15 protein-coding genes are annotated in these 22,364 nt (G+C 55.6%); 9 read left to right on the top strand and 6 right to left on the bottom strand.

Translation table 11 applies throughout. The annotated features are described in order from the left end of the window. The first annotated feature begins 7 nt into the window (after positions 1-7). The 8 genes from Fuma_RS01430 to Fuma_RS01395 all read left to right on the top strand — a co-directional run bounded on the left by Fuma_RS01430 (position 8) and on the right by Fuma_RS01395 (position 9,253). Entirely contained in the window at positions 8-1,117 is a 1,110-nt protein-coding gene (locus Fuma_RS01430) for a cytochrome-c peroxidase (RefSeq protein WP_218922364.1), read from the top strand. Positions 1,118-1,319: 202 nt separating this feature from the next. Continuing rightward, a complete protein-coding gene (locus Fuma_RS01425) occupies positions 1,320-1,802 on the top strand; it encodes a bacterioferritin (RefSeq protein ID WP_077022559.1) in 483 nt (160 codons plus the stop codon). Between the two features lie 97 nt (positions 1,803-1,899). After that, positions 1,900-3,372, top strand: a complete 1,473-nt coding sequence (locus Fuma_RS01420) for a cytochrome ubiquinol oxidase subunit I (RefSeq protein WP_077022558.1) — start codon at positions 1,900-1,902, stop codon at positions 3,370-3,372. Continuing rightward, positions 3,369-4,397 (top strand): cytochrome d ubiquinol oxidase subunit II, encoded by a 1,029-nt coding sequence (gene cydB, locus Fuma_RS01415; RefSeq protein ID WP_077022557.1) that lies wholly within the window; start codon positions 3,369-3,371, stop codon positions 4,395-4,397. Before Fuma_RS01420 ends, cydB begins: the two co-directional genes overlap by 4 nt. 26 nt (positions 4,398-4,423) lie before the next feature. Continuing rightward, a complete protein-coding gene (locus tag Fuma_RS01410; RefSeq protein WP_077022556.1) occupies positions 4,424-5,593 on the top strand; it encodes an efflux RND transporter periplasmic adaptor subunit in 1,170 nt (389 codons plus the stop codon). Further along, the gene (locus Fuma_RS01405) at positions 5,590-6,801 is read left to right on the top strand and encodes an ABC transporter permease (protein WP_077022555.1); all 1,212 of its coding nucleotides are present in this window, start codon (positions 5,590-5,592) and stop codon (positions 6,799-6,801) included. Before Fuma_RS01410 ends, Fuma_RS01405 begins: the two co-directional genes overlap by 4 nt. After that, the gene (locus Fuma_RS01400; protein ID WP_077022554.1) at positions 6,798-7,532 is read left to right on the top strand and encodes an ABC transporter ATP-binding protein; all 735 of its coding nucleotides are present in this window, start codon (positions 6,798-6,800) and stop codon (positions 7,530-7,532) included. The genes Fuma_RS01405 and Fuma_RS01400 overlap by 4 nt, the downstream gene beginning before the upstream one ends. Before the next feature lie 575 nt (positions 7,533-8,107). After that, on the top strand, positions 8,108-9,253 hold the full coding sequence (locus Fuma_RS01395) for an alpha/beta hydrolase family protein (RefSeq protein ID WP_158520822.1): 1,146 nt from the start codon (positions 8,108-8,110) through the stop codon (positions 9,251-9,253). Between the two features lie 148 nt (positions 9,254-9,401). Here the strand turns inward: Fuma_RS01395 and Fuma_RS01390 are convergent, their stop codons facing one another. The 4 genes from Fuma_RS01390 to Fuma_RS01370 form a co-directional block, all read right to left on the bottom strand. Then, positions 9,402-13,418, bottom strand: a complete 4,017-nt coding sequence (locus Fuma_RS01390; RefSeq protein ID WP_145943895.1) for a translocation/assembly module TamB domain-containing protein — start codon at positions 13,416-13,418, stop codon at positions 9,402-9,404. A 452-nt stretch (positions 13,419-13,870) separates the two neighbouring features. After that, complete coding sequence (locus Fuma_RS01380) at positions 13,871-14,758, bottom strand: alpha/beta hydrolase (RefSeq protein ID WP_077022550.1); 888 nt, start codon at positions 14,756-14,758, stop codon at positions 13,871-13,873. Positions 14,759-14,916: 158 nt separating this feature from the next. Further along, positions 14,917-16,284, bottom strand: coding sequence for a formylmethanofuran dehydrogenase subunit B (locus Fuma_RS01375; RefSeq protein WP_158520821.1), 1,368 nt, complete (start codon positions 16,282-16,284; stop codon positions 14,917-14,919). Between the two features lie 321 nt (positions 16,285-16,605). After that, positions 16,606-17,490 carry a metallophosphoesterase family protein gene (locus Fuma_RS01370; protein WP_218922362.1) on the bottom strand — a complete coding sequence of 295 codons (885 nt, stop codon included), beginning with the start codon at positions 17,488-17,490 and terminating at the stop codon, positions 16,606-16,608. A gap of 386 nt (positions 17,491-17,876) precedes the next feature. On the opposite strand from Fuma_RS01370, the gene Fuma_RS01365 reads away from it, so the two are divergent. After that, positions 17,877-18,830, top strand: coding sequence for a beta-propeller domain-containing protein (locus tag Fuma_RS01365; RefSeq protein WP_145943893.1), 954 nt, complete (start codon positions 17,877-17,879; stop codon positions 18,828-18,830). 55 nt (positions 18,831-18,885) lie between these two features. Here the strand turns inward: Fuma_RS01365 and Fuma_RS01360 are convergent, their stop codons facing one another. Continuing rightward, on the bottom strand, positions 18,886-20,472 hold the full coding sequence (locus Fuma_RS01360) for a glycoside hydrolase family protein (RefSeq protein WP_229360822.1): 1,587 nt from the start codon (positions 20,470-20,472) through the stop codon (positions 18,886-18,888). A gap of 133 nt (positions 20,473-20,605) precedes the next feature. Then, positions 20,606-21,994: a DUF1501 domain-containing protein gene (locus tag Fuma_RS01355; RefSeq protein ID WP_077022547.1), complete on the bottom strand. Its 1,389-nt coding sequence runs from the start codon at positions 21,992-21,994 to the stop codon at positions 20,606-20,608. Positions 21,995-22,364 lie beyond the last annotated feature (370 nt).

The following is a 22,364-nucleotide window of genomic DNA, read 5'->3' as shown; positions in this document are numbered from 1 at the left end:
ATAGAAAATGCAATTCGCTCACACCAGACACGTCGTCCGCGCTGCACTGCCGCTGGTTGCAGTGCTGGTCACGGCCCCAATGGCAAACTCGCAACCATCCGAACAAGAGAAGCACACGGTCAGCGACGTCTGGCAAACACTTCCCACCAGGGCCGAATCCCCCGCGAACAACCCGACAACGGCCGAGAAAGTCGAGTTGGGAAAACAGCTGTTTTTCGATCCAAGGCTTTCACTAACCGGCACGGTTTCGTGCAACACCTGTCATAACCTGATGGAAGGTGGGGACGACGGGCGACCTTCTTCAATGGGAATCCACGGTCGAATCGGTCCCCGCAACGCCCCGACGGTTTGGAATTCCGTGTTCCAAACATCGCAGTTCTGGGATGGACGGGCTCCAGACCTGGAAGAGCAGGCCAAAGGTCCCGTGATTGCGGGCCCGGAAATGGGGATGCCAAACCATGATAAGGCAATTGAACGCGTTGCAGCCATTCCCGGATACCGCTCAGCCTTTGCCACTGTGTTTGGCGACGACGACTCGGTCACAATCGACAATGCCGTCAAAGCAATTGCCGCCTTTGAACGAACACTCATCACGCCGAACAGTGCCTACGATCGGTATGTCGATGGCGACCGGTCTGCCTTGTCAGCGTCGCAGGTTCGTGGCATGCAGCTTTTCGAATCAGCAGGTTGCACCGAGTGCCATTCCGGACCGGCGTTTAACGGCTGGACACCAGGCTTAACCGACGCCAGCTTTGAAGAATTTCCGCGATTCTCGAACCGTCGTTTTCTGGACAAGTATGCACTAGCCAAAGACCTTGGGCGGTATGAGGTCACTAAACAACCGGAGGACAAGCACCAGTTCAAGGTGCCGGTGCTTAGGAATATCACCTTGACCGCTCCGTACTTTCATAACGGGGCTGTCGAGTCACTGGCAGAAGCCGTGCGAGTGATGGCGGACGTACAGCTTGATATGGAACTGGCCGAGCGGGAAGTCACGGACATCGTCAACTTCATGGGCGCTTTGGAAGGCGAGTTTCCGAATATCACGTTACCTCGAATTCCGTCGCGTTCAGGGCATTCGATCCTCGAAGACCAAGACCCTGCGGCCACCAACTGATTACATGCCCCGATGAACGCTTTGTCGACACGTCCAGGCGGCAGAATCGCCAGAGCAGACAAATTTGCTACGATGTCATTGGCAGTAACAGAGTTCATTCAATAACAGGAATAACGGCGTCCAGTAGAACCAAATTGCCGGATGTCGTCTCAATAACCAACAGTTCTCGACTTCTCCCCACTCCAACAAAAAGGAACCTACCATGAGCCAGGCTCGATCACTGGAAAATCTGCAAACCGCACTTTCAATGGAACTAACCGCGATGCATCAGTATCAGCTGCACGCCGCCGTTCTGGACGACTGGGGTTTGAGTCTGCTTGCGGCCAAGATGCAGGAAGAAATGGCGGAAGAGTTGGGCCACTCCAATGAATACATGACAAGGATACTGTTCCTGAAAGGATCGCCTGAGCTGACATTGGCAAAAACCCCAGTTCGCGCACCGTCTTTGCAAAAGATGTTTGAGTCGGACCTTGGAGATGAGAAAGAAGCGATCGAGTTCTATACTAAGGCGGCCTCCCAGGCGTCGGAAGATGGCGACATCGGAACCCGGACCCTGTTTGAACGCATTGCGTTGGACGAAGAACAGCACATGAGCTGGCTTGAGCTGCAACTCGACCTGCTACAACGCATGGGCGAACCGGCGTTCATTTCGAAGCACATGCCAGCACCAACTGCAGGCGACTAATAACTGCAAGCAGCGGCGAGGATCTCAGTGGTCAGGTGCCCAACACTGCCGGCCACTGCTTTTGATGGTTTTGACATGAGAGCGAGCACATCACCTCGTGGACGTAGAATTACTTAGTCGGCTTCAGTTTGCCGGAACAATCATGTTCCACTATCTGTTTCCGCCGTTGTCAATTGGCCTGGGCCTGCAACTGTTTTTGTGCGAACTGTCGTATGTGCGTACGAAGGATCCCGCCTGGGAAGCCGCAGCCCGATTCTGGACACGTGTGTTCGCCGTAAACTTCGCTCTGGGCGTATCGACCGGACTCGTGATGGAATTCGAGTTCGGTACAAACTGGGCGGCTTACTCGCGATTCGTCGGCGATGTATTCGGCTCAGCACTTGCGGCAGAAGGGATCTTCGCCTTCTTTTTAGAAAGCGGTTTCCTGGCGGTGCTGGTCTTCGGCTGGGATCGCGTCGGACCGAAAATGCATCTGTTCAGCACAATGATGGTTTTTCTCGGGAGCGTGTTCAGCGCGGTCTGGATTGTTGTCGCGAACAGTTGGCAGCAGACTCCGGCAGGCTACAAGATTGTTTGGCACGACGTGCAGGGCGAAATGATGCCTTGCGCGGAAGTCACAGACTTCTGGGCCATGGTCCTAAATCCATCGTCCGTCGACCGCTTAACGCATACCGTCATCGGCGCTTTCGTTCTGGGCGCATTCTTTGTCGCGTCCGTCTGTACATTCTACCTGCTGAAGAAACGCCATCAGGAAGTCGCTCGACGCTGCCTGTCAATCGCCTTGCCGTCAGCACTGCTTTTCACAGGCCTTGCCGCCGTGACCGGACACGATTCGGCTCAGAAACTGATTGACACGCAGCCCGCAAAACTGGCCGCGATTGAAGCTCACTTTCACACCACAGACGAACCGACCGGCTTGTACCTGTTCGGTTGGCCGGACACGGAAAATGAAACCGTGCATTTCGGTGTGCAGGTTCCGAACCTACTTAGTTGGATGGTGTACGGTGATCACACAAAACCAGTGCCTGCGATGGATCAAATTCCCGTTGATGAGCGGCCGCCCATTTGGCTGCCGTTTCAAACGTTTCACCTCATGGTCGCATCGGGCACGCTAATGATTGCTGTGGCTATACTCGGCTGTTGGTCGTGGTATCGCAAATCTTATGAGAATCGACGATGGTTGATGTGGTTGGTTGTGCTCATGCCACTCGCAGCCATGACAGCCAACCAGGCCGGTTGGGTGACGGCAGAAGTTGGACGGCAACCATGGGTCGTTTATCCATCGGTGCAGGATGGCGTTCAGATGATGGGAATGCGCACAGCGGACGGCCTGAGTGAATCCGTCACAGCGCAACAGGTGCTGAGTTCCATCATTTTGTTTGGAGTGATCTACAGCCTGCTTTTCGCGATCTGGGTCTTCGTACTCAACAACAAAATCCAGCACGGGCCTGAAACGGTGGAGGAGTTGGCGGAACACAAACGCAGCCTCCTGAAGGAATCGCTTTCAGAAGCGATCAGCCATGGCGGAACATCTCACGGTTCGATGATGGATGACGAGGGTACGCGGTGAGCTACGACACGCTGACGTTGATCTGGTTTATTTTGCTGGGCGTATTGCTTTGCGGGTACGCAATTCTCGATGGCTTCGATTTGGGCGTCGGGATTCTGCATCCGTTCATCGCGAAAACCAATCGCGAACGCCGACTGGTCATGAATTCAATCGGGCCCCTTTGGGACGGCAACGAAGTCTGGCTGGTGACGTTTGGAGGGGCTCTCTTCGCTGCGTTTCCGGTTGCTTACGCGACTGTCTTCAGTAGCTTCTATACGGCATTCTTTTTGTTGCTCACCTGTCTGATTGGTCGGGCAGTGAGTCTGGAATTCCGATCAAAAGTTCACTCAGACGCGTGGCGAAAACTGTGGGATGGCGGCTTCTTCCTGTCGTCATTCTCTGCTGCGGCACTGTTGGGCGTCGCGGGCGGTAACGTGATGGCGGGAATGGAACTGGGGGCGAAGTACCACTATCAGGGAAGTTTGCTCGGCCAAATCTACTGGTACCCGCTGTTGGTCGGCGCTTTGACGGTTTCACTGTTTGCCGTGCATGGAGCGATCTATCTGTACTTGAAGACTGAGGACGAGTTGCAGGCGCGAGTCCGCAAAGCCATCACGCCTTTATTTTTGGCGTTCGCAGGGCTTTACATCGTCGTCACAATCGCAACCTGGTGGCACGTGCCGCATGCGACGGAAAACATTTCCAATTATCCAATCTTATGGATCGTCCCGGCACTCAACGCATTGGCCGTGTTGAACATTCCAAGAGCGATGAAACTTGGAAAGCCAGCCTATGCTTTCTTCACGTCGTCGATGGTGATCCTCGCATTGGCGTCGCTTTTCAGCGTTGCAATTTTCCCAAACTTCATGCTGTCAACAATCGACCCTGAGTTCAACGTTACGCTCTACAACGCGAGAAGCAGCGCAAAGACACTTCAGACGATGCTTATCATCGCCGGAATTGGGATGCCCTGCGTTCTTAGCTATACCGTGATTATCTACTGGATCTTCCGCGGTAAAGTCAAACTCGATTCGCACAGCTATTGATTCATGAGCCCAAAGAATGTCTTGCGATGAATGAACAGTGGAACACAATTCGAGTTTGGCTCAAGCGAATCGTGAAGTTCACGTTTGTCACCTTGATAGCTGCCGGCGTCATTTACTGGATCAAATTCTCACCCGTATCCGTCGACACGTATTCGGCCGAACGGGGAACGATCGTCGCTGAAGTCATGGGCACCGGAACTCTGGAAGCTCGTGTCTCGACGACAGTTAGTCCCAAAATTTCAGGTCGAATCGTTGACATCGTTGTCGATCAGGGAAGCCAGGTCTCGCGCGGCAAGCTGTTGGTACGGTTGGATGACGAGGAATTGCAGCAACAGGTCGCAATTGCTCAGGCTAATGTGGACGCGGCATCTGCGGCGATCGTTCGCGTGATGACCGACAAAAATCGCGCCGCTGCGGTCTACGATCAGGCAAAGAAAAGTCACGACCGAATTCAAGGGCTCGTCCGTCAGAACGCAGCGAGTCCCGATGACGAAGATAAAGCCGTGGAAGCGCTGGCGGTTGCTGAAGCCGGTGCGTCGCGTGCGGAAGCCGCAATTGCCGAAGCTCAAAAAGAACTGGTCGCAGCAGAGAAAACGTTGGAATACCACCGTGCCAGATTGCATGACACACAGATTCTCGCTCCGTTCGACGGACTGGTCGTGAAACGCAGTCGAGAACCGGGCGATGTGGTGGTTCCCGGCAGTTCGATCCTGACTCTGATTTCAACAGACGAATTGTGGATCCGCGCGTGGGTTGACGAAACAGAAATGGCTCGATTGCAGACAGAGCAGTCGGCACGCGTCGTATTTCGCTCCGAGCCAGACAAATCCTATCCCGGTACAGTTGCCCGCCTGGGCCGAGAAGCCGATCGCGAGACACGTGAGTTCATCGTCGACGTGCGTGTGCTGGAACTTCCAAGCAACTGGGCTGTGGGTCAGCGAGCGGAAGCATTCGTTCAAATCACTCAGAAAGACGACGCTCTATTGTTGCCTGCCAGATTGATCGTCAAAAGAAATGAGATGCAAGGCGTGTTTGTCGACGAGGACGGAATTGCGGTATGGCGTCCGATCAGTATTGGACTCCGACGTCGTGACACTGTGGAAGTGCTGGAAGGCCTTTCGCCAGGAGATTCCGTTGTCACGCCCAAAAAATCGACGACGTTATTGAGCGACGGCCGAAGGGTGACCACACCATGAACCTCGCCACCAAAGACATTCGCCACAACGTCGGTCGCTTCGCACTTACCGCTGTCGGCATCGGCATGCTGCTGATGGTCGTAATGGGGATGGGCGGCATCTATCGAGGGGTTGTCGAAGATGCAACGCTGCTGATCGATCGAGTTGGCGCTGATCTGTGGATAGTCCAGCGCGATACGCGCGGGCCGTTTGCCGAATTATCCCGGGTGCCTTCCAATTTGGTTTACCGCGCGGCGGCGGTTCCTGGTGTCGAGTCTGCTCGTGAATTCGCTTATCACACCGTTCAGCGGCAGCGAGACGGCAAGCCAATGCGAATCGCCGTGCTGGGGCTGAGCTGGCCGACGGACAAAGGCGAATGGATTCCACTCACGTCCGGCCGGCCGCTGGGACAATCGCACTACGAAATGATCGCCGACAAGACGCTTGGAATGGACCTTGGCGACCAGTTGCACCTCGGCAAAGAAACCTACACGGTCGTTGGTACGACAAGTAACATGATGAGTTCCGGCGGCGACGGCATTGCCTTCTTCACCGTCGCCGATGCTCAGGCAATTCAGTTTGACACGCCGGGAGAAGCCATCCGCCTGGAACGTGCAGCGCGAGAAGCTCGCGCCGCAAATTTTGAGTTAGCGATTCAACAGCCCATGATGCTGGAGAACGCCCAGCGACCGACCGCTCAGCTTCCCGGCATTGCTCGACCACAAATAAGCGCCGTGATGGTGGCGGTTTCATCAGGAGTCGATGTGGAGCAGGTCGTCGAAACGATTGCCGGCTGGGGGGACGTGTCAGTTTTCACGGCCGACGGACAACGTGAATTGCTGTTGAAAGGAAGCGTCGAAAAGGTGCGTCGGCAGATTGGGCTGTTCCGAGTTTTGCTGACCGTGATCGCCGCCATCATCATGGCTCTGATCCTGTACACGTTGACCCTGGACAAGATTCATTCCATCGCGTTATTAAAACTCATCGGTGCTCCGAACACCGTGATTCTCGGTTTGATTCTGCAACAGGCACTGATTCTTGGAGTCGTTGGATTTGCGATCGCCTATGCCGTGGGCAAGCAATTGTTTCCGAAGTTTCCGCGTCGAGTCATCCTGGCCGATTCGGACTTGATGCAACTCGCCGCCATCGTACTGGCAATTTCGGTGCTCTCCAGCCTGCTGGGCATTTGGAAAGCCATGAAGGTTTCCCCAAACGAGGCCTTGTCGTGACTGCCGATTCCTCAAAATACGCCATTGAAGCGGCGGGCCTGACAAAAATCTACGGCAGCGGTAACACCGAAGTGGTCGCCATGCGCGATGCCACAATGCACGTCCGGCAAGGGGAAGTCGTTGCACTGCTCGGCCCCAGCGGTTCGGGAAAGTCCACGTTCTTAACGGCCGTTGGGCTGATCAATCCGCCATCATCTGGACGCATCAAAATAGGAGGCCAACTGGTGCAGGATGGTGATACACCTCACACCAACCTCCGATCCTTCCGTCGCCAGCACATCGGGTTTATTTTCCAGAAATCAAACCTTATCCCATTTCTGTCAGCAGCAGAAAATATTCAAATCGCGATGGAGCTGAACGGCGAAACCAAACGAGCCGCTCGGCGACGAGCGATTGAGCTGATGGACTACCTCGGCGTTGCGGATCGAGCAGACAATCTGCCGTCGATGGTCTCTGGTGGGCAGCAACAGCGCATCGCGGTCGCCCGAGCCATCGCTAACCGCCCCAGCGTGATTCTCGCCGACGAACCGACGGCGGCACTTGACGGACATCGCGGACGGCAGGTAATGGAACTGTTCGCCAAAGTAGCTCACGAACAGGGAGCTGGCGTGATCGTAGTGACGCACGACCATCGCGCGCTGGATGTGTTTGACACGATCTACGAAATGGAAGACGGTCTGATGCACAAGCAACAGACCCCGCTGTCTGAAACGACAAGCCAGACCGAATGAGTGAGTATTTCACACCGGCGGGTTGCTGAATTCGACTGGTGATCGAAATCGAAGCCGCGGTAATTCGCCACCTGACAAGCGGCCGCACATGTCCATGTATGAATCACGCTTCGACAGAATTTCTGAAACAACGACTGAATCGGCGTCGCGCTGCTCGTCCATTAATGAGGACTCCCCGTTACCGATAGCGCGTCGCAGGCTTGTACGGGGTTCTAATGTGGCAGCCCTTGCCATCACTGCTGATCGTGTGCGGGTCCACTGCCACACACAACAATTAACGCAAAGCTATAGCTGAACTCGAGCCTTCCGCCAAGCCTGCACAATGACTTGCCTCAGGCCTAAGCTGTCCGCGCCGGGAAATGCGTATAAAACGCGACAGGGAGTCGAACAAATGGAAGCGGACTCATAAACTGAGTGGCCCCGTTTCTTCCTCCCCCTCGTGTCCCTCCAAACAGAATGTTTCAACGATGCCTTCCATTTCGAGACGCGGATTTTTGGCTACAGCAGGAACCACTACGGCCTTGGGAACTGTTGCGCCCTTGAATTTGGCTGCTGCGGATGAGCAAAAGGATCGCGTGACGTTTACCACAGATCGCGACGACAAGCGTTTTCAGGACACGGCAGGTTTTATTCATAACCTGATGAAGACGAATCCGCCGAAGTTAACCTTCAATCCCGACATGAAACGCGCAGACTACCCGGCGTGGCAGACTGCGATTCGTGAGAAGCTATTGGAGCTTATGGCGTTTCCTGAGCCCCCAAAGCAGCCAGCGCCGAAGCGTCTGTGGATTCGAAAACGTGAAGGGTATCAAGTTCAGAAATGGGAGGCATATCCGGAACCACACTGCGTCGTTCCTTTCATGATGGTCGTTCCGGATGGAGTGCGACAGAGCTCACCAGCTCCCGCCGTGATGTGTTTTCCGGGGTCAGGTTGGAGCCTAGAAAGTCTGGTGGGCTTGCCGGAAATTGGCCGGAAAGCAAAGGATAACGTTAAGAACAAGACCGATTGGAAATGGCAGGACAACCGAATGGCCCTCCATTTTGCCAAGCAAGGCATGATCGGAGTTGCCGTGGCCAACCCGGCAACAAATGACACGGACAGCAGAATTCTTAATCGAACAGAAGTATCGCTGAACGCCATTTTCATGGGCCGTAGCTATCTGGGGATCTCGTCGTTTCAGAAGGCTCATGTTCTGGAATGGGTCAGTCAGCAAAATTACATTGACAAAGGCCGTATTGCTGTCTGTGGCCATTCGCTTGGATCTGAACCCGCCGACGTATTGGGAGTCTTGTACCCGGATCTGATTAAGGCAGTGATCCACAATGACTTCTGCTGCAATTGGATCGAACGTTCGATCGCTCAAAATGGATCGTTGCCGCCGGCCTGGCACCTTGTCCCTGGCATGTACAAATGGTTTGACGCGACGGATCTGCAGGCTTCGATTGCACCGCGACCGCTACTGTTTACGGAAGGCGGCCGAGCGAACCAGCTGGCGAGAATTCAGGCGGCGTATCGTTTGAATGACGCAGAGGAAAACATGCAGGTTTATCAGTATGCAAAGTACGCTGATCCGGCAGCTCGCATTCACGACTTCAAGCCGATCCCTGAAGGTCTCTCGGGGAACGAGTACCTGGAATACGCAAATGTCGATGCTAAGAATCATTGCTTCCGTCCGAAGCGAGCGGTTCCCTGGCTGGAACAAGTGTTCGCGAGCCTGTAGCCACAAGGTTGCTGGCGGCGTTCAGCACCGCTGAGCTCGTTCAAGACACCGGCAGGGGCATTCGATTCCTTAACTGGAGTAGAATGCCCCTTGGCCGTTTGGCCTACGATTCGTGGCATGGACTTGACTGCTTGATTCGATTAATCGACTACACTACCGCAGAGATCAACTGCCGCCCCAGTTGCTGCACGAGATCTTCGGTGGATGCATTCAACGTGAGCAGTCGAGTTCGTCCGCCCACGCTCATTTCGATCGTCACTCTCACGCCAGCATTCGCGTAATTCGAAACATTTCCTTCGATCGTGATGCGTGTCACTCGAACGCTGTCCACAGCGTCCAGGGCCTGCAGAAGTCCGGAGTTGGCCTGTTCGATGCCATCGAGAACGAACTCCGAAGCGCCCAACCCCGCGTTGGCAACGACAAGCAGCGCCTTGATTCGCAGTACTTCCGGATTGGCTTCGACACCAGCATTGTCCAGCACCCAGCCGGCGGCATTTCGTACAGCGTGATACGCAGCGTTGGCCGTATTGTAGACCGCGACCTGTGCCGAATAGCGGCCGACTGCATAGGCGTAGCTGCTGTACTTCGCTGCCTCAATGCCCTTGTAGTAAGCTTTCTTATACCACGCCGCACTCTTCGTCACAGCGACAGCTTTGCGCCACGCCTTGTACCGAGACTGCTTTTGGCTGTACCAATTGTTTTTGCTGGATCGGGCATTGTCGACAACGACTTTCGCTTTGTTGATGTTGGCTTTCACCTTGTCAGCAGCTTTTTGAGCCTCAGCCCGTGCTTCGGCGAGATCCGCTTCCAGACTCTTGACGCCATTTCGCGCGAGATCCACGCCGGCCTGTGCGTGGTCGATGGCCGCCTGTGCCACGTTGGCTGCCGCTCGCAGGTTCGCCGTCATATTATCTTTGACAGCGTTGATGGCCCCTCCGCCGGCCGTTGCGACAAAACGGATTCCGTTCTGGTCGACAATAAACTGAACAGACGCAGACAGACCTTCCATGTCGACTGCCGCCGTTCCCTGAAGAGAAAAGCTGTTCGAACTCACCTTGCCTTCGAGCGAAACTTCAGCCCCCATCAATGCGGCCGTTCCCGCAACGTGATAGTGCGAATCCGTGGTTGCGATACGAATGTCGATCAGAACATCGTTCAGTTCGACTGGACCCAAATCCAGTTCGGGAATCTCCAGCCCCACCTCAAAAACGCCGCTGGCCAGATCGACGATGAATTCACCGCTGCCCAGCAACTTGCCGTCATCGTAAAACGCGCCGCCGATTCCAAAACCATCTGTGATGCCAAGTTCCGCATTGCCTCCATACGGAGCGAAATTGACATAGGCAGTTCGCAGTTCCAAATCTCCCAAAGCACCGTCTGGAATTTCGGTGGCATTGGGATCAGCTGCCCGGTTCATCGAGTTTGCGAAATCTATCAGGTCGTCGCTTTCCAGCGAATCAATGCTGCCTCGAAATGCGACTTCCCAACCTGTGGTCCCGAATCCAAGCAGTCCGGCGACGGCCAGATTACTGCTGCCGATCGCCATCCCGGCACCGAGGCCAACATACATGCTGGCCCCGCCAACACCGGATTCCGCGCCAAGAGTCAGAACGATGTCGTCCAGATTCATGCCAGGAACGTCGAACGCGTTGTTCCATTCGGCAATCCGGCCAGTCATACTCGCCCGAACTTCAGGCCCATAGACCGAGAACGCACCCGTAAAATCAACATCAATGGTGCCCAGATCCAAAGTCGTATCAACGGCAACTTCAAGTCCGTTTGCCCCGCCAGTGACCGTCAGATCGGCGTCGTCCAGAGTGAAGCCGGGGATACCCAGCAGATCTGTAAAGCCGATTGAAGCAGGAGGGCTAAAGCTCAACTCGACCCCGGACGTGCTGATGTCCAGATCGCCGATCATCTCGATGTAATCGCCAAACAGCTTCAGGTCTGTGTCCAGATCGATTTCCAGACCTGTGAAGCCCACTCCTGCGCCGATGGACAGTGCTGTATCTCGCAGCTCAAGTCCGGGAATGGCGAACGCATCCACCCATTCGCCTTCCACCGACGTGGTTAGATTGGTGCGGACTCCGCCGGGAGTCATATCGACCGTGCCGGTCAAACCAAGATGCGTCCCCATCAGGTACATGCCGGCCGACACGCCCAGCGACAGTTCCGAACCCGCTGCAGTTCGGCTACCTGCGATGCTTAAAGTCGTGTCCTGCAGGTGCAGGGGAGCGATCCCGAAGGCACTGGTCCATGAGCCCGTCACGACACCGAAAAACGAACCGCTCACGCCGGAATTGTCGACGTCAACCTGGCCGGTCACGGCGATTTCAGTACCGGATAGATCCATGTCCGCTTCAAGATTCATGCCCAGCGAACTACCGGTGCTCTCATCAATAACGGCACTGATCGTCAAGCGCGTGTCGCTGAAAGTCAGGCCTGCAATGCCGAAGGCGTTTTCCCAGTCGCCAGCGACGTTGCCGGTTAGTGTGCCGTCAATGCGGTTGGGTTCAACGTCAACAGATCCAGAGACCTTTGCGTTGGTGCCCTGAATGTCCATGTCGCCGAACAGGTCGAATCGCAAATCGAAGTCGTCCCTGCGATCAGAGAACGCAACAACTTGCAATTCTGTGTCCGTCAAATCGAGGGCCTCAATTCCGAATGCGTCGTCCCAATCGTCAACCGACCCATTGAAGACAGCATCGATCTGCTCAGGAGTGATCTCAACGCTGCCGGCCACATCGATTTCGACGTCGTCCACCACCATGTCCGCCAACAGGTCGATGCTGAGTCGATAGTCATCCACACGGTTGGAAGAGGCCGCGACGTTGAGTTCACTGTCGGTCAGATCCAGCCCCTCAATACCAAATGCATCGTCCCAATCTGCGACGGAGCCATGGAAGACCGCATCAATCTGATCGGGAGTAACGTTAACGTTACCAGCGATTGCGATCGCGGTGCCTTCGACGTGCATGTCGGCAAGCAGGTCGACACTCAGTCCGTAGTCGCCCTGGTGGTCCGTGTAAGCTACGATGTTCAATTCACTGTCAGTTAGGTCGAGCCCTGTAATACCAAAGGCATCGTCCCAGTTGTCGACGGATCCGCGGAAAACGCCATTCGTACGTTGCGGCGTGAATTCAACGCTGCCCGCGACTTCGATCAACGTGTCTTCCACCTGCATGTCAGCACTGACGCCAAGACTGAAGTTCTGATTGTTGTCCGCGTCGATGGAGCCGCTGGCGGTGAGGACACCGTTCGACAAATCGAGCCCCGGAATACCGAAAGCGTCGTCCCAATTGGCCACTGTCCCGGTGAAGGCAGCGGTCGCTAATGCATCTGTAATATCGAGGGAACCATCCACACTGATATCTGTGCCGGACACCTGCAGATTGGAATTCAGGTCAATATGATAGCCGTTGCCGTCATTGACATGAGTGCCGGCACTCACCGTCAGGCTGGAACTGGTCATATCCAGCGGGTCAATTCCAAATGCATCTGACCATTGAGCCACCGCACCAGTCAACTCAACATCGACGCCATCTGATGACAGGTTGGCACGCCCCGCCAGGTCGACGTTTTGGCCGGCGATGTCAACCTGCCCCAACATATCAACCTGCAATTCCATCCGACCGTCTTTGTCGAATTCGGGAGTGACGCTAACACTGTCAGGAAGAAGTTCCAGACCGAAAACGTCCAACACATCAGCGTCGGTGGCCTGGCTGCTGGGGAATTGAATCCAATTCAACCCGTCTCCGCCGTTAAGGCTATCGTTGGTGGTGTCCGAATACAGAAAGTCGTTGCCGCCGTCTCCATGCAGATTGACCGGGATTTCGGTTTGATGGCTGAGCAGAATGTCATCTCCACCCTGCCCGAACACGGTGATGGAGGTGGCTGTGTCGAACGCCCGTCCTGCATGTTCTGTAAGGATGGCGTCTTCGGTGAATACTCGAAGTCCCATGCTGTCCTGCTGAACGGCAATGAAATCTCGTTCGTCCGAACCGGTGATCTGCAGAGCATCGCCGTCCCAGGCCATGGCGGCCGTCAAGAGTTCGCGGGCTTCCAGGCGTTCGAGTGATACCATTCGGTTTTGTGACTGCCGTCGGCGTCGGCTTTTTCGCAGAGACTTGCGAAATAGATTGGAAAGCAGAGTGGAGGTCTTCATCGCTCGGCCCTTCGATTATCGAGTCATACGTGGTCGAGAGAAGGCCGATCGCCTTCCCAGACCTTGCTCGCAGGCGCGCAGCGAAAACGGACAGCCGACCTGGAAGAATTCCGAAAAACGCTGAAATGTGTGACACGATGAGGAGCAGTCCGGTGGAGTTCCCGGCAATCTCAGCGCAGGCCGCGCAAACGGAACAAGTCGGGGAAGCCACGCGTCACACTCAGCGTCTCGACCTTCAGGCCGACCTGCGACGCGGTGGAAGGTCTGCGGCCGGATGCGAGTAGGGCCGGATTTCCGGGCGCGGTTGCGGATTGCTAAGAATCACCGTCGATTTACAGAAGCCCGCGTCGAAGCGGCATCTGCCACAACGTCGCCGCGTAAGTGTCCCTAGGGCCAGCAGAGCGCTCTTACGATTCACGCCGCAAAGATACGCGTCCAAGCCGCGTCAATCCTTACTTTGCGTCGTGTATCCCGATCTTTCGGAACCACGCAAGAGCGGCGTCTGGCCATGCGCGTGCCGCTTTTTCGCACCGCAGCCCATAGCCGTGACCACCGTTGGGATACAGCATAAATTCATGCGGCTCAGGTTTCTGCTTTAGCGCGGCGTAATAAAGTTTGCTGCCCGGAACATATTTCTTATCGTCCTCGGTGTGCACAATCAGCGTGGGAGGGATGTTGGCTTTAAGATTCAGATCAGGCGAAACCTGCCCATTCGAATCGTCCAGATAAGCCGGGTAAACCAATACAGCAAAGTCCGGTCGACAGCTTTGTTTATCGACTTCGTCAATGGGTGCATAGTACCGCTGTTCGAATTGAGTACTCGCTGTTGCGGCAAGGTGGCCGCCTGCAGAAAAGCCAATCGTTCCCAAACGTTTGGGATCAATCTTCCACTCGGTGGCGTGAGCACGGGTGACGCTCAACGCACGCTGAATGTCCTGCAACGCACCTTCGCGATTTTGGGGCGTGCGATACTTCAAGACGATTGCAGTAATCCCGTTTGTGCTGAGCCACTCTGCGATCTCCGTGCCTTCTTTATCCATGACAACGTAGCCATAGCCGCCGCCGGGACAAACGAGCATCGCCGGGGCAGGGCCGGAGTGATCACTGGTCGCGGGAAATACAGAGAGCGTCGGACGACTGACATTCGTAATGCGAATGGCGTCTTTGCGTTCCGGCGATTTGAACGCTTCAGGCTGGTCGGCAGCACGACCGGGCATTTTCTGCTCAGGCCAAACGTTCACGATTGCCACAGGTTCTGTTGACTTCTCGTCAGCTCGCGCCACTGTGACCAACAAAGCCACGACGGATAAATTCAACAAACAATGAACGCTTGGCCTCATGGAAGTCTCCAACTCGAAATCATCACGGTCGTACGTCGCCGAATCCTACAACCACTGGGCTGCTGAGTCACCCCGCTCAGCATGGTGACGTTCAAACACCACGACATCACGTCACTGATTGAGTGATCCTTCAAAAGCGACTACTAAGAGCATCCCACTCAGACATCTGCGTGTGCAGCATGGCCGTTTTCTCCTTCCCTGACTGCTAACGCCGGACTAGCGTATTCTGGCACGCACTTAGCGGCGATACGTAGCAGGACGTCTTCGTCGGTCGGCAGGTCGCTGGGCCAGAGAGACTTCGTGGACATGGGAACGTTGTCCATCCGGTAAATAGTCCCCGGAACATGGATGCCATAAACGGCGGTCGTGATCGAAACGGTTGGCGACAAATCCACGGACGTGTTTGGGTAGTCGATCAACACCGTCGGAATTTCCTGCAGGCGCTGTCTGGCCGGTTCGGAAAAGAACTTCACTGTCTCCGCGCCGACCAGCACGCACGCGTCAACGTCGCCGCGTTCCAGGAGTTCGTTGGCCGTGTATTCGCCAGGGTTGTAACGAGGATAGCCTCGAGAAAAATCGACTCCAAATGGATAGCCGGTTTGCCAGCACATCACACTGTCGGCTCCGGATACGTCGCCCTGCAATCTCATCCGTCGAGCTGTAAAACGGGTTACGGCATTCATGTCTCGAACCAATTGCAGCAAGCCGGCAACGTCGATGTGTCCGGTGTTCGAACCGACATCGGATGTCCACATGCTGGTCTTGGCCAGTCCCAGTCCAAAAAACACAACTCCATAGCGGCAGTTCCGCATTAGTTCCATTAGCTGCCGCAATTCCGGGGCAGCGTCCGACGTGTCGCCTGTATGCAGCATCGTGCGCAGTTGAGCGACCGCATCGAAATCGCCGTTGGGAGCGATGGGAATCACAAGATCGGGCTGGCTGCCGTGCGGATCCAGTCGCCAGTCATGCACCAGATCCTGGTCTCCCACCATCACCACTTTGCGATCGGCTCGCCCGCGAACGAACCGTCCTTCAGGAAACACGGAATACCGTTCGGCGTGGCGAGGATGCGAGGCGGACGGATTGCAGCCCCAGAAGATCACAAGGTCCGCTCGGTTGGCAACTTCGCCGAGCGTACTGGTCACTTCGCCAACTTCCTGCAACGCCATAATAGAAGGACCGTGGCATAGCGAAGCCGTCGTATCCACGACGCCTCCCAGTTGTTCGCCCAACGCAACGGCAGCTCGCTGCCCCGGAGTCGCGCTGCGTGACAGACCATAGATCAACGGATAGTCGGCCGCGCCTAAAATACTGGCCGCCCTGTCAATCGCCGCGTCCAGCGTGGCGTCCCGATTTTCGATGGAGACGCAAGTTTCCACTGGCTTTGAGTGGCGTTCAAACCAGTCACGGCCCATATGGCAATCCGGCTGAAAATCAATCGTACCGTCGTCCCGCTGTTCCAGCGTGATATCGTCGCAGACGCAGGCGCATCCAGGGCAGGGCACATTCTTCCACGACTGATTCACCAACTCAAACCTTTCACGAGATCCAGACAACCGAACAAAACCGAAATCGCCATTAAACGTTCTTCGGGGCGTTGCTGAATCGTACCATTTCGGCCCATGAAATTCGCGTGGCGGCAGACCCCGATGTGGATGCGGTGCGCTTTCGTGTTGTGAACGGCACGGAGCATCCACAAACCAGAAAACGCACTACACAAACAAGAGCCAGCTCGCCCAGTGCGTCTGCCGCTACCCACGTCTCCGGTCCTACATTCCTACCGGCCACGCCATAACCTGACCGCAACCAGGCACGACCATGATCGCCATGTGTAGATTGGCCAGTCGTCAAGTGCGCGGCACGAAGTGAACATCCATGTAGGCGCCGTAGGCATTGGCGTTGGTGACGAACTGAGGAACGCCGTTGACGACATCCAGCGACTGCCGATGGATATGTCCGGCAAAGATTCCTAACAGTTGGTTGCTTTCCGCGTCAAAAACCTCGCGATGAAAATCAATCGTCGTCTGGGTGTGGCCGGTGTCTGGCCACTTTGGACGTCTCTCGATCTTGTAGTTACGATCAGTCGCGGCGCCCCATTTCGGATGCCCGCAGCCGAAACCCATCGGTCGTCCCGGTGCATACAGCGGGATATGAACCAATAGCACCAGTGGCACCCCGCTGCGGACCTGCGCCCGGAAAAACTCAAGCTGCTGAGGCAGAATTTGATAATGCGAATTGTCGATGGCCAGGAAGCGAATGCCGAGGATGTCGTACGCCGCCATTAATGGGTGATGGTCTTGATACATTGGCTTAAGCCGGCGTTCGATCCAATCCGCTCGCAGCTGTTCCAACGAACCTTCCATCCCTTCGTAGTGCCAATCGTGATTGCCAGCGATATACAACCACGGCATATCGACGGACTCAAGTTGTTGCGAGACCCAATCAATGGCCGCTTCGGAGGGGAAGCTGAAAATGTCTCCGACCAGCGCTAACAAGTCGACCTCGTTTGAGTTCGCTCGAGCCAGTGCCGCCTGGAAACTTTTTTCCGGGTTGGTGGGCTGACCAGTTTCGAAGTGAGTTGTCGTGTTATACGCTTTCGCCATCCGGCCGCTGAATTCATGGTACGGTTTGCCGCGCTCGTCATCGGTGTAAAGATGCGTGTCTGCGACAACCATCACGTTTACGGGCCGAGTCACCGCATCGGTAAAAAACGTAACCTTGTTGGCGTCCATAGCAAAAGGCACTCTGGAAGCCGCGGACGTTTGCCGTCCCGATCCCGCAAGTGCGTGACCACCGACCGAGCCGACCGCTGACGCAGAGACTGCAGTCTGAACAAAAGAACGACGTTTCATCGGGTGAGCCTCCAGGTCAACTGCGAACGGTTTAAGCGTTATGGCAACAGCCAGAGTTTCGCCAGCCCCGAACCGTAGCGATCGTTCAAAATGGTTCACAATCAAATTTGAATTGCGTTTTCAACGTGAACTCTGGACGTTGCCAGACAAAAAGGCTACCACAGGACATAGTTTTCACCAAGAGTTCGCCCTGTTCTACGAATGGGGCAATCGATGGGCAGTGCCCACACGGGGTCCACTTTTTAATCCGGAACAGAACGCGTCATATGAGTCACTCAACATCACGGCGTAAATTCCTGAAGTCTGCCGGCATCGCTGCGTTCGCGATAATGCTGAGCGGCGCGGCGTTGGCGGAAGACAAAACGCCAGCAGAGAAGAATGCGGAACATCCGTACGAGTTGATGGTCTGCGACTACGTGGGCGGCAAGCTGTGTCGTGTCGATAAGCGTGGAAAAATCACTTGGGAGCACCGGCCCGAAGGACGTGTTTGGGATTTTGTCTTAACGGACGACGACAACGTGATTTATCCGATGCGCACCAACAAGATGGAAGTCCGTTGCGTTGACTCCGAAGAGGATGTGATCTGGTCGTGGCCGTACGCCAGCGAATTCAAGGAGGTTGTGAATATCACTCAGCATCAGTCACAGCTGATTCTAAGTGGCCAAATGCCGCCTCAAGCCGTCCTGATGAAGTTGGATGGCACGATTCAGAGAAGGGTGCCAATCCCTGCGACGTACAAAACTTTTCATGGTCAGCTGGGAAACGTGTATGCCCTCAGCGACAACCACTTCCTGGCTCAGCTTTGGGGCGAAGGAACAGCTCTGGAAGTCGACGAAAATGGTCGCGAGGTGTGGCGATTTCAAGTTCCCAAAGAAGGCACGGGGCGCTATCCAGCCGGAACTGTTCAGGATGTTTTGCGATTAGACAACGGCAACACTTTGATCGCGTGCGGCACCCAGGCTCGTCTGCTGGAAGTGGATCCCTCAGGAAGGATCGTTTGGAAGTTCACCGCGAGTGACCATCCGGACCTTAATTTCACCAATGCCTGTGGCCTTCAGAAGTTGAAAGACGGCTCGCTGTTGGTCACGAACTTTCTACGCGGTAGCACAGGTCGCGGCGCGCATGCGTTCATTCTGTCTAAAGAAAAAAAGATCACCTGGACGCTCACGGACCACAAGACCATCACGGCCGCGAGTCAGGTGTGGGCGATTGAGCCGTAGCAGCAGCACCAGCAGATTGCTGCCGCTTCGTCGCCATGCTTGTTGTCAGCGACTGTTAGTCCCTGAACTGAAACGCGTACAGATTGGCATCCGCGAGGACAACGCGGAGTCGCACCGCCTGGCCGTGTAGCGAAGCCAGGTCACTTCCGGAATTCCAGATCGCTTGTCGTTCGACAGAGTCACCGAAAATGGGATCACAGTCTTCCAAAGCGAACCCGGGCAGAGGCTTGCCATCAGGACTCTGAATCTCCACGCGCACACTTCCTGCAGCGGAAGTGGAGAAGTTTAAAAACAAGTTCTCACCGCGGAATCTCAGCGGCTTCGTGATGACTTCGCCTCCCGCCGCTTTTGCTTCGACAGACACGAAGCCATCCAGCCGCAAGGTGTAGCGTCGCAGAGCACTGCCTTTGCCGGTCCAGTAACTCTCAGTGGCGTAGAAAGAAAGTTCGTCGGGAGCACCGGGCAGCGCTGACTTCGTCTCCACCAGATGCCATCCCAGAGCCTGATGGCCGTAATTCCACGTGTCTGGACGCTCCGGCCCCGGACGCAGAAACGATTCGTTCCACCGTTTGAAGCGGACACCATCGCGACTCGCCATCACCAAACTGTCGGTGACGGCCGTACCATATCGGAGGTTGATGGCTCGACGTTTTTCCCGATGTTCGCGTTCCGGCAACGCTTCCGTCGACTTCGACCACGCCCGGTCATGGTAACGCATCGGAAAACCAATCAGCAGATGAGGAGCACGGTGGTACGGCTTGATGACGTTGGTGTACAGCGCCTCTTCGGGTGAATCGACGTAGGTCAGGTCGGCTTCGTTTTCCCAGTGGAGGAAATCTTTCGAGGTCGCGGTCCGAATGGAACGGATACCGGTTGGGTTAGCGGTCGCAGTGTTGTTGTCGCCGTGTGAGAAGTGGCGCCAGTAGGCGCGGTACTCACCGCGAACACCGTCCCAGAACGCGACGTTCTGCGAATCAAAAGCTCCGTTTGTAATCACGGGGGCTTCAGCCATCGGTTTCCAGTGAATGCCGTCAGCGGACTTGAACGGAAGCATGCCCTTGGGGTTTGAAGTCACAAACATCGCTTTGTATCGCGCGTCGTGCGGTGCGGCGGGATTGGCGTCTTTGGTGGCGGCCACGTAGCCCGCATTGAGTTTCATCGATCCCATCAGGTGATCCAGCAGGACAATATTGTTCTCCGTGGTCCCCTGAAATTCGACAAGTCCCAGATTGGGTTTCCGCCAGTGAATGCCATCGTCGCTTTCGGCATAGCAGGTGGCTCCCGGCGATGGGCGGATTCGCTTTTTCGTTTCGTCGAAGGCGATATTCCACGCCTTGTAATACATCCGATAAAGATCGCCGTCCTGGAAAATGCAGTGAAAGCCGCTTGTGCCTGTCCCTTCCCAGGGGTCGTCAAACACCAAGGCAATTTCCTGCGGCTGTGGGTGATGAAGCTGAAGCTTTGCTTCGCCCTTCAGTTGCTCGATCAGCGAATCTTCAACGAAGAGTTCTCGTTGAGAACCAATGTCGACCGCCTGCACATCTGAGGCATCCGACTGCGCGGCAGCCGTTCCAATTTGTACGCTGAAGGCGAACATGAAGACAATGGATGAAGCAACGTTCGCGGCTGTGGAAGGGAACACGCTTGGGGTCCTTGTTTAAGACGAGTGGCAGGGCTCAACTGCTGGCGCTGGCCGTTATAGGCGGCGAAGAAGTCTGCGTCGATCAGACAAACGCACGACGTCTGGATTTCGCAATTCGTACGACGCTCAGCCGCTATAGCAGTTCGTTAATCACATGGCCATCGCTCACGGCCATCGGACGATCGTCGCTCATGCGGTACGTGATCCGTTGAGCATCGTAGCCCAGTGCTCCGAAGACAGTGGCGTGGATGTCGGCGGGAGTCACGGGACGAAGCTTGGGATAGGCGCCGGTTTTGTCGGATTCGCCGACGACCTGACCACCCTGAATTCCTCCGCCCGCCAAAACCATCGAATAGCACTGAGGCCAGTGGTCTCGTCCGGCGTCTTTGTTGATCACCGGCGTTCTCCCAAAGTCGCCCATCCAGATGACCAGCGTTTCATCCAGGAGCCCGCGTTCTGACAGGTCATCCAGCAATGCGACGTAAGCCTTCTCCATCGGCGGCACCAACCGATTTTTCATTTGGTTGAAGTTGTCCTTGTGCGTATCCCAGGTGATGCTCGGGCCGTTGACCGTTGTAACGAAGCGCGTACCAGCCTCAATCAGGCGTCGAGCCAACAGATGAGACTGCCCCCAGCGGTGCCTGCCGTAGCGATCTCGGACAGAATCCGGTTCTTTGGTCAGGTCGAACGCTTCACTGGCCGCGTCTGAGCTTATCAACCCCAGCGCTTTGGCTCGTTGCATGTCGATGTCTGCTGTGATCTCCGACGGCGACATGCTTCCCTGAGTATCCAGACTTTTCAGCAGTGACTGCCGCTCCTGCTGTCGTTGACGAGTGATCGAAGTATTCAGACGCAGCCCGGGTACACGAAAGTCTTTCGCATTGGGATCTGCATTCAGCACGAAGGGATCGAAGCGACTTCCCAGGCAACCGCCGAACTGTCCGGGTGTCAGATACTTAGTACTGTCGCAGTGCGGGGCAGGAGTGATAACGTACGGAGGCACATTGGCCGAATACCCGTCCTGCTGAGCGAGCCAGCCGACAAGGGTGCCGATGCATGGCATGTCGGCTCGACTGGGATTGATGAGCGTGCTGTCGATGCGATACGGCCGTCCAACGGTGGACCAGTGCATACCGGAATTGTGGCCGCCATGAGTGTGATGCAGCGTCCGAACAATCGCGAGTCGGTCCATTCTCTTGGCGACTTCCGGAAGCAATTCCGAAATTTCGATGCCCGGCACATTGGTTTCGATGGGACGAAAAGTGCCGCGAGTTTCAGACGGTGCCTGAGGCTTCATGTCCCACAGGTCAAGATGGCTGGGAGCTCCACCGTTGAAAATCATGATCACCGACTTCGCTCGACGCGGTTTCGTAGTCAACGATGGTGCGCCATCGAATTCAGAATTCGCCCGTCCGATCGGTCCCCAAAATTGATTTAGGGTCCCTAACCCGACTGCCTGCAAACCAGTGGACGCCAGCCAGGATCGTCGACTTGCGATCGCGTTGGAAGTGACGAGATTCATGGCGGTTTCCAGGCAGGGCACAACGGCGGAGATGTTTTAAGAACCCCTAACCAAACCTGTGTGGCCGCGTTGTGACGACAGTGGTCGAGATGCAAGGAAAAGTGACGAGGCGACAGATGTCGTCGAGGAGCGCTGACGCCGCAGATCGGCTGCTGTCGTCGCAACCCTCCGGGACGCTTGTGGTTCCGCCTCAGGCGGCGTCGCTCGTCGTCGACGACACTTGTCGCCTCCTCCTCACTTCTTGCCTGAAACGAAACCACAAACGTCGCGGCTCACACAGGTTTGGTTAGGGGTTCTAAAGTGACATCGGTGGGAACTTCAGTATAGATCCGGTTCAACCGGTCGTCGACTGTAAAACAAAGCCACCGGC

It is taken from the genome of Fuerstiella marisgermanici (assembly GCF_001983935.1).
GTDB classification, from domain to species: domain Bacteria; phylum Planctomycetota; class Planctomycetia; order Planctomycetales; family Planctomycetaceae; genus Fuerstiella; species Fuerstiella marisgermanici.
This window is presented reverse-complemented; position numbering and strand designations above follow the sequence as displayed.